The organism is Salinivibrio sp. IB282, assembly GCF_001995685.1.
In the GTDB taxonomy this organism is placed as follows: Bacteria; Pseudomonadota; Gammaproteobacteria; order Enterobacterales; family Vibrionaceae; genus Salinivibrio; species Salinivibrio kushneri.
In genome coordinates this window covers 38,944-55,227 of sequence record NZ_MUET01000004.1, presented here as the reverse complement: position 1 = coordinate 55,227, position 16,284 = coordinate 38,944, and the positions used below count along the sequence as shown (strand labels likewise).

The 16,284-nt window shown below is 51.8% G+C and carries 12 protein-coding genes; 4 read left to right on the top strand and 8 right to left on the bottom strand.

Annotated features, from left to right (window positions below; translation table 11 throughout):
• Positions 1-19 precede the first annotated feature (19 nt).
• Complete coding sequence (locus BZG14_RS01820) at positions 20-2,320, bottom strand: DNA internalization-related competence protein ComEC/Rec2 (RefSeq protein WP_077607817.1); 2,301 nt, start codon at positions 2,318-2,320, stop codon at positions 20-22.
• Positions 2,321-2,349: 29 nt separating this feature from the next.
• On the opposite strand from BZG14_RS01820, the gene BZG14_RS01815 reads away from it, so the two are divergent.
• The gene (locus tag BZG14_RS01815) at positions 2,350-2,907 is read left to right on the top strand and encodes a DUF2062 domain-containing protein (RefSeq protein ID WP_077486092.1); all 558 of its coding nucleotides are present in this window, start codon (positions 2,350-2,352) and stop codon (positions 2,905-2,907) included.
• Positions 2,908-3,111: 204 nt separating this feature from the next.
• On the opposite strand, the gene lolE is transcribed toward BZG14_RS01815, so the two are convergent.
• The 3 genes from lolE to BZG14_RS01800 are packed head-to-tail and all read right to left on the bottom strand — an operon-like array spanning position 3,112 to position 6,216.
• Positions 3,112-4,350, bottom strand: coding sequence for a lipoprotein-releasing ABC transporter permease subunit LolE (gene lolE, locus BZG14_RS01810; protein WP_077605295.1), 1,239 nt, complete (start codon positions 4,348-4,350; stop codon positions 3,112-3,114).
• Positions 4,347-5,036, bottom strand: a complete 690-nt coding sequence (gene lolD / locus BZG14_RS01805; protein WP_077607816.1) for a lipoprotein-releasing ABC transporter ATP-binding protein LolD — start codon at positions 5,034-5,036, stop codon at positions 4,347-4,349. The genes lolE and lolD overlap by 4 nt, the downstream gene beginning before the upstream one ends.
• Positions 5,029-6,216: a lipoprotein-releasing ABC transporter permease subunit gene (locus tag BZG14_RS01800; RefSeq protein WP_077486098.1), complete on the bottom strand. Its 1,188-nt coding sequence runs from the start codon at positions 6,214-6,216 to the stop codon at positions 5,029-5,031. The genes lolD and BZG14_RS01800 overlap by 8 nt, the downstream gene beginning before the upstream one ends.
• A 194-nt stretch (positions 6,217-6,410) precedes the next feature.
• Here BZG14_RS01800 and BZG14_RS01795 point away from each other — a divergent pair, with 194 nt between their 5' ends.
• The 3 genes from BZG14_RS01795 to BZG14_RS01785 are packed head-to-tail and all read left to right on the top strand — an operon-like array spanning position 6,411 to position 11,374.
• The gene (locus tag BZG14_RS01795) at positions 6,411-7,004 is read left to right on the top strand and encodes a PilZ domain-containing protein (RefSeq protein ID WP_077486100.1); all 594 of its coding nucleotides are present in this window, start codon (positions 6,411-6,413) and stop codon (positions 7,002-7,004) included.
• Positions 7,005-7,008: 4 nt separating this feature from the next.
• Positions 7,009-10,473, top strand: a complete 3,465-nt coding sequence (gene mfd / locus BZG14_RS01790) for a transcription-repair coupling factor (RefSeq protein WP_077607815.1) — start codon at positions 7,009-7,011, stop codon at positions 10,471-10,473.
• Positions 10,474-10,501: 28 nt separating this feature from the next.
• The gene (locus BZG14_RS01785) at positions 10,502-11,374 is read left to right on the top strand and encodes a peptidoglycan binding protein CsiV (protein ID WP_077486105.1); all 873 of its coding nucleotides are present in this window, start codon (positions 10,502-10,504) and stop codon (positions 11,372-11,374) included.
• Positions 11,375-11,504: 130 nt separating this feature from the next.
• On the opposite strand, the gene BZG14_RS01780 is transcribed toward BZG14_RS01785, so the two are convergent.
• From BZG14_RS01780 to ycfP, 4 genes are all read right to left on the bottom strand, one after another.
• A complete protein-coding gene (locus BZG14_RS01780; RefSeq protein ID WP_077486107.1) occupies positions 11,505-12,836 on the bottom strand; it encodes a DEAD/DEAH box helicase in 1,332 nt (443 codons plus the stop codon).
• Positions 12,837-13,072: 236 nt separating this feature from the next.
• Positions 13,073-14,074: a cytochrome-c peroxidase gene (locus tag BZG14_RS01775; RefSeq protein WP_077486109.1), complete on the bottom strand. Its 1,002-nt coding sequence runs from the start codon at positions 14,072-14,074 to the stop codon at positions 13,073-13,075.
• Between the two features lie 167 nt (positions 14,075-14,241).
• Entirely contained in the window at positions 14,242-15,333 is a 1,092-nt protein-coding gene (locus BZG14_RS01770; protein WP_077607814.1) for an NAD(P)/FAD-dependent oxidoreductase, read from the bottom strand.
• 263 nt (positions 15,334-15,596) lie between these two features.
• On the bottom strand, positions 15,597-16,139 hold the full coding sequence (gene ycfP / locus BZG14_RS01765) for an alpha/beta hydrolase YcfP (RefSeq protein WP_069362533.1): 543 nt from the start codon (positions 16,137-16,139) through the stop codon (positions 15,597-15,599).
• Positions 16,140-16,284: the final 145 nt, after the last annotated feature.

The following is a 16,284-nucleotide window of genomic DNA, read 5'->3' as shown; positions in this document are numbered from 1 at the left end:
AGACGGGCATTCTACTCTTTTACAAGTCCGCGTCCAAATATACTGGCCGACGTTTAAACATCTGACGATACCAATAATCGCTGCGGTCCTGCCGCCAACGTGTTAACTGCCAACCCGAGTCGACACCCTGCCAACGCACTTGGCCATTTGCCGCCGTATCAAGCCAAGTGATACCGGCGTTTTGATAGGCCAATTTCACCTCTGGTGACGGAAGCTGCCATGGGTTGAGAAGCCCAGTTGACGCGACTGCCCAAACCGGATCAACGGTGCGAATAAACGCTGAGGAAGACGAAGACGCACTACCATGGTGGGGCACCAAAATGATGTCACTATTAAGCGCCCGTTTATCGGTCAGAGACGCCAACAAATCAGCCTCTCCACTGGCTTCTATATCGCCTGTGAGCAGCAGGCTACGTCCATCGCCAGACACTCGGATTACACAGGAATCATCATTATCAGCACGCGCCTTTTGTGCTGGGGGCCAGAGTACCGAAAAGGTGAGTCCTTGCCAGCGCCAACGCTCGCCGGCCACACAGGCTTGATACCCAGCACGACGCTCACTGGCACGTCGCCACTGCGGTGAATAGGTATCAGACATAAACGTCGCCCCACCATCATGATCACTGTCGCCATGACTGAGAATGAGGCCATCTAACTGCCTGATTTGACGATGGGTCAGAATCGGTGCGATCACCGCTTGTGCAATACCGCCCACCTGCCAGCGGTTGCCCGTGTCATAGAGCACCGCGCGGTGATTCTTACTGATCAATACCGCCAACCCATGCCCGACGTCCAACACATCAATTTGCCAGTTGACCGGTTTAGGATCTCGCCAAGCTACCACGGCTGCGACCAGGACCAGCATCACCGCCTTTAAACGATGCCAACGCCAGCCGTATAACCCCCAAACGAGCACCGTCGCCGATATTGCCCAGCCTGCCGAGGTGACTGGGGCGGGTAACCAGGTATCCGCCGCCAGATCGGCGAGTGCCATCACTGGATGAAGGCTGGCATTTGCCCCACCCCATACCCAATCCGCAACCCAGGAAAGCGATAGACTCTCACTCAGCAGGCCAACAAAGACCAGTGGAACGGTCACCATTCCCACCCAAGGCACCGCCACGAGGTTAATGGGCGTGGCAGCGGCGCTGATCCCTGCAAATAATCCTAACTGCAAAGGAAGCATTCCTACCAATAGAATCAATTGTATGCCGATAAGCTGCTTGATAGGGCGAAGCCAAGGCCTTGTTTGTATTCGACCATCAGAGGCGGCATGGGTCAGCGTGTAATGCGCCATGCATAAGGCCCCCACAGCGGCAAACGAAAGCCAAAAACTCATTGAGAAACCGGCAAAAGGGTCGCGGAGCAATACCAATAATAAGGTTAACTGCAACAGATTAAGCGGGGAAATCCGTGCTCCCAAGCGTTTACTGATTGAGACCAGCATCAAGGCAATGAGCGCGCGTTGAGTGGGCAGTGCAAACCCGGCCAATGCCGCATAGAGCGAGGCCACCCCAATCGCCACGTACAAAGGCAGCCATAAAAACAGGYGTCGTTCCGGGAGAAAGACGCGCGCCCAACGGCCGATTTGCCACCCAATCCCGTAGGCCAAACCAATATGCAATCCTGAAATAGCCATCAAATGGGCTAAACCACTGTGCGTCAGGGTGTCCCAGTGCGCTGGAGTTAACCATTCCCGCTCGCCAAGGCTCAATGCTAATAAATGCGGCCCAAAGGCAAGCGGCGACAAAGCTGGGCTGAGTGTATCAAGTAATTGCTGACGCCAACTCACCTGCTCGGTTAGCCGCGTTGCTTCTTTGAGTCGGGCCTTGGCATGCACTCGCCGTGCAACGTAGTATTTTTCCGCATCAAATCCCGCCTCGTTTAACCGTCCGTAAGGGGGCTTAAACGTCACCACCAATTGCCAACGTTCACCTTGCTTGGGATAAGGGGGAGATTGCCAATAAACGCGCACTCTGGCTGAGCGAAAAGGCGGCAATCTTGTCTGATTAATTTTATCAACGTCAAAAATAATCGCTTGCGCCCCCGTTTTTGCGCTGAAAAGGGTGCCCACTGTCCCACTGATTGTAGTATCCTCTTGGTGTGAAATGACGTGGATCACGTCGGCTTGATACAAGTTTGCGGACAATACAGCCCAAGTGAGCCCTAACGCGCTTCCAGCAAGCCACCACCAACGTCTTTTCCACCCAACAACAAAGACGATCACTGTCATGATGCAGACCCAAATTGGCGGTAACATTGGCCACCAAGGTAGCGACAGCACAGCCAGTGCGGCAGTCAATGTAAAGGTCAGCGTCATTGCGTAATTTCCAGGTAATGTAAACAGGTATGCCTAAGAAGTTTTTCCAACGCTATATGCCCAAGCGCGAAACATTGCGCGACAATAAGGCACTCAGGGTGTTTGGTAGCCTGTTGCATGATCCCAACTTATGGTGCCTTAACCGCCGGTCGGCATCCGGTGCCTTTGCCGTCGGCCTGTTTATGGCATTTGTCCCCTTGCCCAGCCAAATGATCATGGCCGCCGGGCTCGCGATCTTATTTGGGGTTAACCTGCCGCTCGCCGTTGCGCTAGTATGGGTAAGCAACCCCATCACCATGCCTGTGCTTTTTTATCTCGCTTATAAGCTCGGTACCTGGATGATGAACAGCCCACCGTATCCATTCCACTTTGAACTATCGTGGCATTACTTGGCGGAGCAAATGAGCCACATCGGCCCTCCGTTTTTATTAGGCTGCGCCACCAGCGGACTGGTGATGGCTGTCATCGGCTATTTCGCTGTACGTGGCATATGGCGCTATTCTGTGGTCAGAAGCTGGGAAAAACGTAAATTACGTTTGCCCAAGAAAATAAAAGAAGTGTTGCCTAACCCAAACAAGCCCTCTTAAATCGTCCTGATTTAATCTACGCGAGGCATCAAACGCGACCAACCGTCGTCAGGCAAAAGTGCGATGCAATCGTCAGCCCCGCGTCTGCACATGGTATTCCCTTTAGGGGTCAGCAAGGCAGATCAAAAAGAGCCCATTGTCGGGCTCTTGGTGTTAATACAATAAAGCGTATCAGTGATCACAGCATGCCAAGCGGCATAGCCACTATTTGGCACTCAACACCGCGGCAGGCTCGAGCTGACAAGCTCTTCGGGCAGGATACCAAGCGGCAAGCAAACTAAGCAGTATGGCAGTGATACTCACAAGCGCCACGTCCGCAGCATGCAGTTCACTGGGCAGGAAATTAATAAAGTACACATCCCCTGATAAAAAGCGATGCCCGAGCCACTGTTCGACCTGAGACAATATCGCCGTGAGGTGAGTGGCGAGAGTGACGCCCAAGATACTGCCCAACACACTGCCTAAGGCACCAGAAAAGAGCCCATACCAAATAAAGATGCGACGAATCAGCCGATCTTCTGCCCCCATGGTACGCAAAATCGCGATGTCCGCGGCTCTATCTTTTACCGACATCATCAAGGTTGACACCACGTTGAAGCAGGCCACGCCAATCACCAGCACCATGACCAAATACATGATGGTTCTCACCAATTGGATGTCTCGATATAAATAACCGAACTCACTGGTCCAGTCTTTTAGATACACATAGGTGGTTAGCGTTTGGCCGACTTCATGTACAATCTGACGGGCCTGCAACACCGGAGACACCTTTAGAGACACACCGGTCACTGACTGTCCCATTTGCATAATAGATTGCGCGTCCTGAAGTCGCATCAGGGCCAATGAATGGTCAATTTGGCCACCAAGGCGTAACWGGCCTGCCACTTGCATTCTCACTCGCTTTGGGGCGCGCAATGCAAGTTGGCTGTCCGTCGCAGGGACCATGACCGTTAACCAATCCCCTTGACTAACGCCCAGCTTCGCCGCCACACCTTGTCCCAACACAATCTGCGACTGCCCAACTGGCAAGCTCTCCCAGCCACCTTCAATATAATCACCAATGCGACTCACGGTTTGTTCATCACTCGGATCAACCGCGCGAATTTTCGCAGGCTGTAACGCCGAGCCATGCTCCATCAACACCGTCAGCTCAACATAGGGAGCCGCAGCCTCGACATTGGGATGCTGCTCAGTCTGACGTTTGACCTGTTGCCAGTTATCGATAGGACCATTAACACCAAACACTTGGGCATGCGGTACCACAGACAGCACACGTTGATTCAACTCACGTTCAAACCCGTTCATCGCCGACAGGCCGACAATGATCACCATGACCCCCACTGCAATCCCGATCACTGACGACAAGGATATAAAGGAGACCAAACGGTTTCTTTGTCTGGCGCGACTAAAGCGACGACCAATGGCCAGCGATAAAGGCTTCATGCTTCCTCCTGCCCCAGCAACTGGCCGTCTTGCATGGTCAGTTGACGACCCAATTTTGCTGCCAGCTCACCGTCATGGGTTACCACTAAAAAGGCCGTGCCATGTTGGGCATTTAACTGGCGCATCAAATCGTAGATTTCGAGCGCAGTGGTATGATCCAAGTTGCCGGTCGGCTCATCGGCCAGTACCAACTTGGGTTCATTGACTAATGCACGTGCAATGGCCACACGCTGCCGTTCGCCACCTGATAGCTCTGCCGGGCGATGGCTGAGCCGGTGTCCGACCCCTACCGCGTTGAGCATGGCCGTCGCACGTTCAGACGCGGCGCTGTGGCGCATTTTGTTGATCAAAAGCGGCATCATCACATTTTCCAGCGCGGTGAAATCGGCGAGCAAATGGTGAAATTGATAAACAAACCCAAGCGTTTGATTGCGCAGCTTCGCTTGCTGCTTGGCCGTCATCGCATTGACCGCCTCACCCTCAATCCACACATCACCTTCCGAGGGCAAATCGAGCGTCCCTAAGGTGTGTAATAATGTACTTTTCCCCGAGCCAGAGGAGCCCACTATCGCCACCAGCTCTCCCGGGGCAATGGTCAAGGAAACATCGTTTAACACGCAGGTCGGCTGWCCGCCCTCTTGATACGTTTTACTGACGCGGTGACAGGACAACAAAGATTTACTCATAACGCAGTGCCTCAGCAGGGTGAACAGATGCCGCTTTAAACGCAGGAAATAGCGTGGCTAGCACACTTAGCACGACCGCTAAGCCTAATACCATCACCACATGAAAAGGATTAATAACCACAGGTAACGCTAGGCCGTTACCCAGCAGACTCACGCCAAAAATAGACATGATTTCATTGATGTATGCCGATAGGAGCACACCAAGTACGCCGCCTACCGCCGCGCCCAGCACACCACTCAAGCTGCCTTGAGCAACAAAGACAGCCACAATGTCTTTATCTTGCATCCCAAGGGTTTTTAGAATCGCGACCTCAGATTGCTTTTCCATGACCACCATGATCAGCGCGGAAATAATGTTAAAGGCAGCAACAATCACAATCAGGCTGAGCATCAAACTCATCATGTTCTTTTCCATTTTTACCGCTTGAAACAGCTCGCCACGCCACACACGCCAATCCGTCCAAGTACCGGGATCAGCATGTGTCTTTAATTGGGTAATGGCAAATGGATCATCTAAAAACAGGCGTAAGTCGTTGGCTTGAGACGGCGGCTCCCCACTGAGTCTCGCCACATCCTCAATGTTAGCCAGCATTAACTGCCCATCGACATCCGTGCCGGTATGAAAGATCCCCGCCACCGTAAAGAGACGCTGTGCGGGGATCCGACCTATCGGTGTAAAGCGGCTGGCACTGGTTACCATCACGCGCACGGCATCCCCGACGCGAAGTTGTAACTCAGAGGCCATGCTACGCCCAATGATCACTTGATAGCGCCCGGCGGCCAGTGCCGATAATTCACCTTGCAATAAGTGGGCAGCCAAGGGCTCATGCGCACTGGGGTCGATGCCCTCTAACAAGCCAGCGCTTAAGCCTTTGCGGCTTTGAATCACGGCATCCGTGGTTTGTATCGGTGCCGTATCAATCACGTGAGGCCAACGCTCAATCGCGGTTTGATCTGGATGTGCTTGCCCATTGGCAATAATCGCATGGGGCAACACGCCGAGAATTCGGCCTTTCAGCTGAGCTTCAAAGCCATTCATCACCGACGAGACGGTGATTAACGCCATCACGCCAATAGCAATGCCTGCCGTCGACATCGACGAGACGAAGCGGCCAAAACGGTCGGCTGAACGGCCGCGTAAATATCGCAAGCCAATAAACACCGACAAGGGTTGAAACATAGCGCACCTAGCTTATTGTTTTGATTCGCTGCAAGCATACCTGTCCAATTGGGGCACGCCAAGCCGACCTTGTACGAAAGGCACCATTGTCACCCTAATTAACGCCTCACCGCCCCCAGAAACTGCGACTGATCTTTACCTCTTGCCACGGGTGCGTGATAATCATTAATACAACTGCAACCTAAGGCACAGTGATGAGCCAAGACGAATATTTTTCTGTGCGAGCGGCGATTCGCATTAATGTTGAGCCTCTTGCTGACAATCAAGCCCAGCCGGATGCTCAGGCTTTTACCGCCGAAATCCCGGCGCCTTTTCGCCTGGCGAGTCAATGCGGCCAGCTCGATAGCGACGTAGAAAAAGATTTAAAGGCTATCGATCCAGAGGATGCCTCTGCGTTATTCCGGGTGCTGCAGGCTCAGAACGAAAAAATGACACTGATGATGGGCTATATGCTCAGTCACGAAGATCAGCCCGATCATCGCTTTGTGACACACACCTTTGGGGCGAGCAGTTTTTCTTACCATAGTCATTCACCGCTTAAAAAAGGCGTGCATGCGCGCGTGAAGTTATTTCTCGATTATCCGCCGACGGCCATCTATTGTTACGGCGTCGTCACCGGGTGCGAGCCTGATGCCGACAGTGAGCAAGAAAATCCTGACTATGTGATCCAAATCCAGTACACGCGTTTAATGGAAGAAGACCGCGACACGCTCATTCGTGCGGCGCTGCATCATCAGCAGAAACTACTAAAAAAACGTGCACGAAACCGCAAACAATCAAGCAGTTAAAATCATGACCCAACAACCGCTCTATGCTTTTACGCTGCCCTCAGGGCCAGGCGATGTTAAACATCTCGGTAATCTATCAGGGGCTGCATTACCGCTAGCCATTGCCACGCTCACGCAGCAACACGCCGGCCCGGTGTTTCTTTTGGTGCCGGACAACCAAACCGCCGTGCGTTTGCAGCCCGCCATTCGCCAATTTACTCAAGGCCATTGCGACCTCTTTCCTGACTGGGAAACCCTGCCCTACGACAGTTTCTCCCCCCATCAGGATATTATTTCCGCGCGTTTGTCTTGCCTGTATCAGCTTCCTCATCAACAAGACGGGGTACTCATTGCGCCAGCGAGCACCGCATTACAGCGCGTGACGCCGCGACATTTTCTCCATCAACATGCCTTAATGGTGAAAAAAGGCGATATCTTATCGCTTGAGAAGTTGCGTGATCAGCTCACCGATGCGGGCTACCGTCATGTTGATCAAGTGATGGAGCATGGCGAGTTTGCCAGCCGAGGTTCGATCCTCGACCTGTTCCCAATGGGCAGTGACGAACCTTATCGTATTGATTTTTTTGACGATGAAGTCGACACCATTCGTCAATTTGACCCGGAAAACCAACGCTCAACCGGGGAACTGGAACACATCCAGCTGTTGCCGGCGCATGAATTCCCCACCGATGATGCCGCAGTAGAATATTTTCGTGGCCGGTTTCGCGAGCATTTTGAAGCGCGCCGAGAGCCAGAATCCATTTACCAGCAGGTAAGTAAAAAAACCTGGCCGGCCGGGATTGAATACTGGCTGCCGCTGTTTTTTGAACAAACAGAAACCTTGTTTGACCATTTGCCTGACAATACATTGGTGTTATCGGTCGGCGATATGGAAAGCGCCATTGATCATTTCCAAGCCGATGTGGCAAACCGCTATGATCAGCGTCGCGTCGATCCGCTTCGACCGCTGCTCCCCCCCGATGCGCTCTGGTTAAGCAAAGAGTCCCTGTTTACTACGCTTAAGCACTACCCACGCTTAAAGCTAGAAAGTGACACTGTCACTGAAAAAGCAGGACGAGAAAACCTCGATATTACGCCGCTACCAACGTTGACGGTCAATCATCAAGCCAAAGAGCCCCTTGCGGCGCTGCGCCAGTTCAGCGAGCAATTTGACGGCGACATCATTTTCTCAGTTGAGTCTGAAGGGCGACGCGAAGCGCTACTCGATCTCCTCGCCCAAGCCAAAATCCGCCCGATGGTGGCTGATGGCCTGCCCGAAGCCTTGTCGCAACCCAGTCGATTTGGCCTAATCATCGGGCCCGTTGATCAAGGCTTTATTGATAACACCCGCCAATTTGCGCTGATTTGTGAAAGCGACATGTTTGGCGAGCGCGCGGTACAGCAACGCCGCCGCGACAAGCGAAAGCAGAGTGTCAGCAGCGATGCGGTGATCAGAAGCTTGGCCGAACTAAAACCTGGCCAACCCGTTGTGCATCTTGAGCACGGTATTGGTCGCTACCAGGGCTTACAAACCCYGGAAGCTGGCGGGCTCAAAACCGAATATATGACGCTGGAATACCAACAGGGCGCCAAGCTATATGTGCCGGTGGGCGCACTACACTTGATTAGCCGCTATTCCGGTGGCGCGGAAGAGAGCGCGCCTGTGCATAAACTTGGCGGCGAGGCGTGGGAAAAAGCACGCCGCCGCGCCGCTGAGAAGGTGCGCGATGTCGCCGCCGAACTGCTTGATGTTTATGCCAAGCGAGAAACCAAACCTGGCTTTGCCTTTAGCCATGACAAAGACGCCTATCGCGCCTTCCGGGCGACGTTCCCGTTTGAAGAAACCAGTGATCAATCACAAGCTATCAACGCCGTGCTGTCGGATATGTGTCGCCCCATTGCCATGGATCGTTTGGTGTGTGGCGATGTTGGCTTTGGTAAAACCGAAGTGGCCATGCGTGCCGCCTTCTTAGCGGTTAATAACAGCAAGCAAATTGCCGTGTTAGTCCCGACCACCCTGTTGGCGCAACAGCATTTCGAGAATTTCCGCGATCGCTTCGCTAACCTTCCTGTCCGTGTGGAGGTGTTGTCACGCTTTAAGTCCGCAAAAGAGCAAAAAGCGATTTTAGCCGATTGTGAAGCGGGTAAAGTGGACATTCTCATCGGCACCCATAAGTTACTGCAATCCGATGTAAAGCTGCGCGACCTCGGTTTATTGATTGTTGATGAGGAGCACCGCTTTGGGGTTCGCCAGAAAGAGAAAATTAAGGCGATGCGCGCCAATGTAGATATTCTCACCTTAACCGCCACGCCGATCCCCAGAACACTGAATATGGCGATGAGTGGCATGCGCGATCTTTCGATTATCGCCACCCCACCGTCGCGCCGCCTCGCGGYGAAAACCTTTGTCCGTGAACGCGAAGACAGCCTGATTAAAGAGTCATTACTGCGTGAGATTATGCGCGGTGGCCAGGTGTACTTTTTACACAATGATATCGAGACCATAGAAAAAACGGCCAATGAAATCAGTGAAATGATCCCAGAAGCTCGCGTGACCGTGGCCCATGGCCAAATGCGCGAACGTGAGCTAGAAAAGATCATGAGCGATTTCTACCATCAACGATACAACGTGCTGGTATGTACCACCATTATCGAAACCGGTATCGATATTCCCTCAGCCAACACCATTATTATTGATCGCGCCGACCACTTTGGTCTTGCGCAACTCCACCAGCTGCGCGGTCGAGTGGGTCGTTCGCACCATCAAGCCTATGCGTATCTGTTGACCCCCCATCCTAAACGGATGACCAAAGATGCGGCAAAACGGCTGGACGCCATTGCCTCGCTCGAAGATCTCGGTGCCGGCTTTACCCTTGCGACTCAAGACTTGGAGATACGCGGCGCCGGCGAGCTACTCGGTGACGAGCAAAGTGGTCAAATCCAATCGGTTGGTTTCACCCTATACATGGACATGCTTGAGCAGGCCGTCGAGGCATTGAAAGAAGGCAAAGAGCCGAGCTTAGATGTATTGCTGAATGAACAAACCGACATTGAGCTACGCCTGCCTGCGCTGTTACCAGATGACTACATTCCCGATATCAATATGCGTTTATCGATGTATAAACGTATTGCCAGCGCCAAGTCCAATGATGATATCAATGAGCTGCAAGTTGAGTTGATAGACCGTTTTGGTCTGCTGCCTGACGCCACCAAGAATCTGCTTCATATCCAGCAATTAAAAATACGTGCTGCCGCATTAGGGGTGAAAAAGATCGAAGCCAGTGATCGTGGCGGCATGGTCGAGTTTCACGAGGACGCGCAAATTGATCCCGGATTCTTGGTCGGGCTGTTACAATCGCGGCCAGACAAGTATAAATTTGACGGGCCAACCAAAATTAAGTTTATCGAAAGTCTCACCGATCGACGGGAGCGGATGAACTTTATTGATGAGCTGTTGACTCAATTTGCAAGTCACCAACTGGTCGCATAATGGCTTGCCAAAGAAAACGGAGTAACCTTTGAAAAATCATTCATGTCACCCACCAGGCTGGCTAGCACGCTATACCAAGCAGAGCCTTTGGGCGTTGCTACTGATCTCACTTAGCCAACCGGTTTTAGCTAAGCGACTTTATGATGTGGAATTGATTGTGTTTAAACGCAATCAAAACCCGGCCAGTGTCGAAGAAAGCTGGCCCACTCAAGCGGATGCCACGTCGGTCAGCCGTGCTATTCCCGTCACTAACAATAGCGCGCTACAAAATGCGGGACTCACCCCGCTGCCACCCAGCCAATGGCAGCTGACCAATGCTTACAACAAACTCTCTAACCATGCGGGCTTTACGCCGATGGTGCATGTTGCATGGCGTCAAGATGACAGTGGCCGCGCTGCCCTGCCTTTGCTGCGTGTCAGTGCCGGAAAAGACTACCGCGACCGCTTTAATCCAGACGGCACGCCGGTGACCGCGCAACCCACCTCGTCAAGCAACACGGCGTCAGATAGCAAACAAGCGTGGGACGAGCAGGCACTGGAAACGACGCCTCCTCGCCAACCCCTCTATGAGCTAGATGGCACACTGCGCGTCTACGTCCAGCATTACTTGTTCGTCGAAGCCAACATGGTGCTACGAGAGCCCAGTGAGCGGCGCGCACTGGTTGAGGACGTGATCAATATGCCACTGCAAACCACAGATGCGCAGCAAGGTGCCTCATCACAGACAGATAACGTGCAAGTTGCAGGCCTAGAAAAGGTCGAGAAGCAGTATCACATTGAGCGCTTTTTGCAGCCTTACGCGTTCACGCACAAACGACGGATGCGCAGTGGCGAAACCCACTATTTGGATAATCCCATGATGGGCATGATTATTCAGGTGCGTAAAGTTCAGGATCAATAAGTCCCCCGACTGTCGGTGCGACCGATAAGCGTTAAAACAAGAAAGCCGGTGTGACCACACCGGCTTTTTCTTTTTACTACACCATCGAAGGCACGCAATCAGCATGCCGATGCCTACCCTTACGCCCCACTTATGATGGCGTTTTACTCTGTGAACGAGATGAGTTGGGCTTACCGCCACTTGGTTTGTGGGTATGGCGACGGTTTTTTCCCACCGGTTTGTGACCACGTGCATTGTCACCAGAGCGTTGACCATCCTGACGCGGTTTGTTCTTTTTCGGTTTCTTGGGCTTGATTGGGCGCGTATCAAGCTTAGACTCTGGCACTGGGTTCGTCACCGGAAAGTCCGCCAAGCTATGGCGCGGGAGAACCTTTTTAATCAAGCGCTCAATGGCAAACAAATCTTTGGCTTCATCCGCACACACCAAAGAGACCGCATTGCCTACCGCCCCCGCACGACCGGTACGACCAATACGGTGAACATAATCTTCCGCCACATGAGGTAAATCGAAGTTCACCACTTGTGGCAGTTGGGCAATATCAATACCCCGCGCCGCGATATCGGTTGCCACCAACACTCGCACGTCACCGGTTTTGAATTGTTCAAGTGCTTTGGTGCGCGCGCCTTGGCTCTTGTTACCATGAATGGCGGCGGCACTGACGCCGTATTCATCCAGATAACGTGACAAGCGGTTGGCACCGTGCTTGGTTTTGCTAAACACCAACACCTGTTGCCAGTTATTGTCAGCAATCAAAGAAAGCAGCATCGCGGGCTTTTTCTTTTTATCAACCGGATAAATGCACTGCTCCACCCCTGTCGCGGTTTGGTTCGCAGGGCTCACCGAGATCTCAACCGGATTATTCACCAGCTCTTTCGCTAGCTGGCGGATGTCAGCCGAGAAAGTGGCAGAGAACAGCAAGTTTTGCCGCTTGGCTGGCAACAACCCCAAGATCTTGCGGATATCACGAATAAACCCCATGTCTAGCATGCGATCAGCTTCATCCAACACCAGCACTTCCAGCTGAGAAAAACGCACCGCATTTTGCTGATACAAATCCAATAAACGCCCTGGTGTCGCCACCAGCACATCAGCCCCTTTGCGAAGCTTCATCATCTGCGGGTTTATCTTCACCCCGCCAAATACCACCATAGAGCTCAGCGATGTATGCTGGCTGTACTGCTCAACATTTTTATGTACTTGGGCGGCAAGCTCACGCGTTGGAGTCAGAATCAGGGTGCGCACGTGGTTAGGACGCGCGCGTTTACCTGCTTGTAAACGCTCTAAAATAGGCAAAGTAAAGCCCGCCGTTTTACCTGTACCGGTTTGCGCGGCCGCCATCACGTCTTGGCCTTCAATCACCGCTGGAATCGCTTTTTCCTGAATCGGTGAGGGTGTGGTATAGCCTTGCTCTTGTACGGCTTTTAATAGTGGTGCAGATAGTCCTAAAGAGGAGAAACTCATCAATTGATCTCAATAAATAAAAAATGTCGTCACAGGCCGCATGGCCCATCACTTAGGGTCATGAATATCAATATCGTGGTGTGAGAAAAACTCGGCGTCAGGAGGGTTGCTCTAGAAGTGATATCAATAATCTTGATTGCGGGGCTATTGTGACGCCTTTCATGTCAGGCGGCAACCACTATCATGCAAAATGCCAGCTCATTCCAGTGCTAACCGGCACGAGCTGGCAACATCACTTAATCGTCAAACGGCTGAGGCACTGGGGTATCAGCGTTGGAAGGTGGAAGTGTCGGCAAGTCAAAGCTCGGCTGATCGCCAGTCAATGTGAGCAAGAACGCCACAATCTTCGCATTTTCATCATCGGTAAACTTACGACCTAATTGCAGACGCCCCATAATGTCGACCGCCTCTGTTAACGTTTGCGCTTCACCGTCATGGAAATACGGATAGGTTAATTCCACATTACGTAGCGTCGGCACCTTGAACATAAAGCGATCCGCATCTTTACCCGTGACCGCGATACGCCCTTCGACGGGATTATCAGTTTGATAAGGCTCAAGCAAGCCCATTTTCTGAAACGAGGTACCGCCTAACGCACTGCCGTTATGGCATGCCACGCACCCTGACTCGACAAACAGACGATAACCCGCCAACTCATAATCACTGATCGCAGAATCATCCCCCATTAACCACTGATCGAAAGGAGAGTTGGGCGTGACCAAGGTACGCTCAAACTCGGCAATAGCATCCGTCACGTGATCAATCGTGATCTCCGTGACACCAAACACTTGGTTGAATTCACGCACATATTGCGGAATGGACTGCAGAACATCGATGGCGAGCACATGGTTCGACGCCATCTCTCCTGGGTTCGCGATCGGCCCGCCGGCCTGCTCTTGCAAATCAGACGCGCGACCGTCCCAAAATTGAGCAATAGACAAGCTAGAGTTCAAAACGGTAGGCGAATTAATCGGGCCTTGTTGCCAATTATGACCAATCGACGTTTTTAGGTTATCACTGCCACCCATGCTGAGGTTATGGCAGGAGTTACATGAAATGAAGCCAGACTTAGATAGCCGTGGGTCAAAAAATAGTTTCTTACCAAGCTCGGCTTTTCCGATATGGATCTCTTCTGGCGGGGTAATAGGCGAGACGGGTTCGTTGCGGGGTAATGCTGATGCAACCTGACTCGCTATAAGTCCGGTAGCGACAATAACCGTCGTAATGATTGAACGCATTGCTCCTCCTGATGATATATTTTTATTTAGTCACCACTAATATAAAATAGTCACCCATCAAGACTTGTGCGAACGTAATATCTAACTTTATTGACTACGATCAATAAGACCGAGGCATGCCTCGGTCTTATTGTTTAGTTTCGCGGAGCCTGATGCAGGCGCAACGTTTAGTGCAACTTTAGACTTGGACGCAACACGCGGTTAATCCGCCCAACCAGCATCATCAAACCGGTTTTGACATAACCGTGCAGCGCAATTTGGTGCATCCGGTATAGAGAGATATAAACCATGCGAGCAATCCGGCCCTCAATCATCATCGAGCCTTTGGTCAGGTTACCCATCAAACTACCCACGGTAGAAAAGCGGCTGAGTGAGACTAAAGAACCGTGATCTTTAAACACATATGGTTTGAGTTCACGCCCATTCAACTTCGCCACAATGTTACTAAAACAGCGACTGGCCATCTGATGCGCAGATTGTGCACGCGGCGGTACTTTGCTGCCGTCTTCTTGTGTACACGCCGCGCAGTCACCGATCACAAAGATGTTCTCGTCACGGGTGGTCTGCAGAGTGTTGTTTACTTCGAGCTGATTGATACGGTTGGTTTCTAAACTGGCAATATCTTTCAAAAAGTCAGGGGCTTTAATGCCTGCCGCCCACACCATAATATCAGCGTGGATGCGCTCGCCTTCTTTGGTTTCCAACCCTTCCTCATCGGCCTTGGCCACCCCTGTCGCGCCCGCACCGACAATGGCAATATCCACACTGCCGTCACCGTGTTTCGCGTGTAAGCGCATAAACTCGTTATTCATCTCACGACGGAAACGATGCGCCTGCTTGGGGTTGTCGAGGAAAATACAATTATCCCGTACCCCTGGCGTGTTGAAATCGTTCGACGTTGAGCCAATCGCCATCACTAGGATGTCGTATTCCAGCTCACGCTCAGGCATCAACAGCTCATTGTTTTCATCATACATGGGCGCGAGCGTGATCACTTTCTGGTCACGGTCAATGTCCCATAGCGTGCCCATTTGGAAATCAAAGCCATGGTTTTTAGCGTGGGCACGATAGCTCAGTGCATCGACACCCTCGTCCATTGAACCGGTTGCCACTTCATGCAGCAATGGCTTCCACAAATGGCTACTGTTTTTATCCACCAAGGTGATCTCTGCACGACGTTTGCGGCCTAACGTTCGGCCCAGCTTGGTCGCAAGCTCAAGCCCGCCTGCACCGCCACCGACAACGATAATTTTGGTCACTTCTACATCCTTACCTAACTAAAAAAATACACGCTAGCCGCCCACCGGCGACTGGCTAAAACTGGCACTCATTGGCATTTTGTCAGTAACTAACAACATCTATTACGTATTTTGCGTTCTTTTTTGTTGTGTTGTTCGTCAACGCGCGTCTCTATTTTGCCGTAAAACGACAATTACTTCGAGCCTTGTCTGCGCTTAATTAATGGATAACATGTAGGAAAATTACACCAAATGCTCGCAACACTAGGGTTACGAGCATGGCATTAGGCCGATTGTTTAAACTGGGCAATGGCTTGTAGGTGGGCGGAGAGATTTTTAAATTTATGGCTTTGTTTTTCATCCCAGCGTACGGGATAAAACGGAGAGAGCAAATGGTAGCTGCGTTGGCTATCTAACACCTCATCTTCTCGCGACAAGATAACTAATGCACGCTGCTGATTACGTTGGCGAAAGTCAGTTACGCATTTAGTGGCGATGTCTTCGTACTCTTCTGGGCGGTCGATTTTGCCCTGCATGTTTTCATAAGGATGGAGGTTGGGGTTAATGATCACCTGCTTAATACCACACAGAAAGCCAATCCGCTCAGACCAATAAGCCCCCAAGCCGACACCGCAGATCAAAGGGTCTGGATCGCTACTGGCGTCAATTTGAGTCTGAACCTGTTTCAACAGATGTTGCATATCGTGCTTAGGGTGCATGGTGCTGTAGTTGATGGTGCGCACATCGTCATCGACAAATTGAAGCTGCAGCACTTTTTCATGGTTGCCGGGGCTGGTGGCATCGAAACCGTGAAGATATATGATCATGTAAATCCATCCTTGGTTGTCGCAAAGCTGTGACCCTTATCAATAGCATAGCCCTCCGGACAGAAAAATGAGCAAGATCACCCTAAAAATAATCAGGGTATTGACCCGCCACGATGTCGGCACCTCGTCGCGATAATAAGACAAC

What these genes read in the sequence shown, in the direction of transcription:
- BZG14_RS01815 (WP_077486092.1), top strand. Translation starts at nt 2,350, where the DNA reads ATGCCTAAGAAGTTTTTCCAACGCTATATGCCCAAGCGCGAAACATTG.
- BZG14_RS01800 (WP_077486098.1), bottom strand. Translation starts at nt 6,216, where the DNA reads ATGTTTCAACCCTTGTCGGTGTTTATTGGCTTGCGATATTTACGCGGC.
- BZG14_RS01795 (WP_077486100.1), top strand. Translation starts at nt 6,411, where the DNA reads ATGAGCCAAGACGAATATTTTTCTGTGCGAGCGGCGATTCGCATTAAT.
- BZG14_RS01780 (WP_077486107.1), bottom strand. Translation starts at nt 12,836, where the DNA reads ATGAGTTTCTCCTCTTTAGGACTATCTGCACCACTATTAAAAGCCGTA.
- BZG14_RS01775 (WP_077486109.1), bottom strand. Translation starts at nt 14,074, where the DNA reads ATGCGTTCAATCATTACGACGGTTATTGTCGCTACCGGACTTATAGCG.
- ycfP (WP_069362533.1), bottom strand. Translation starts at nt 16,139, where the DNA reads ATGATCATATATCTTCACGGTTTCGATGCCACCAGCCCCGGCAACCAT.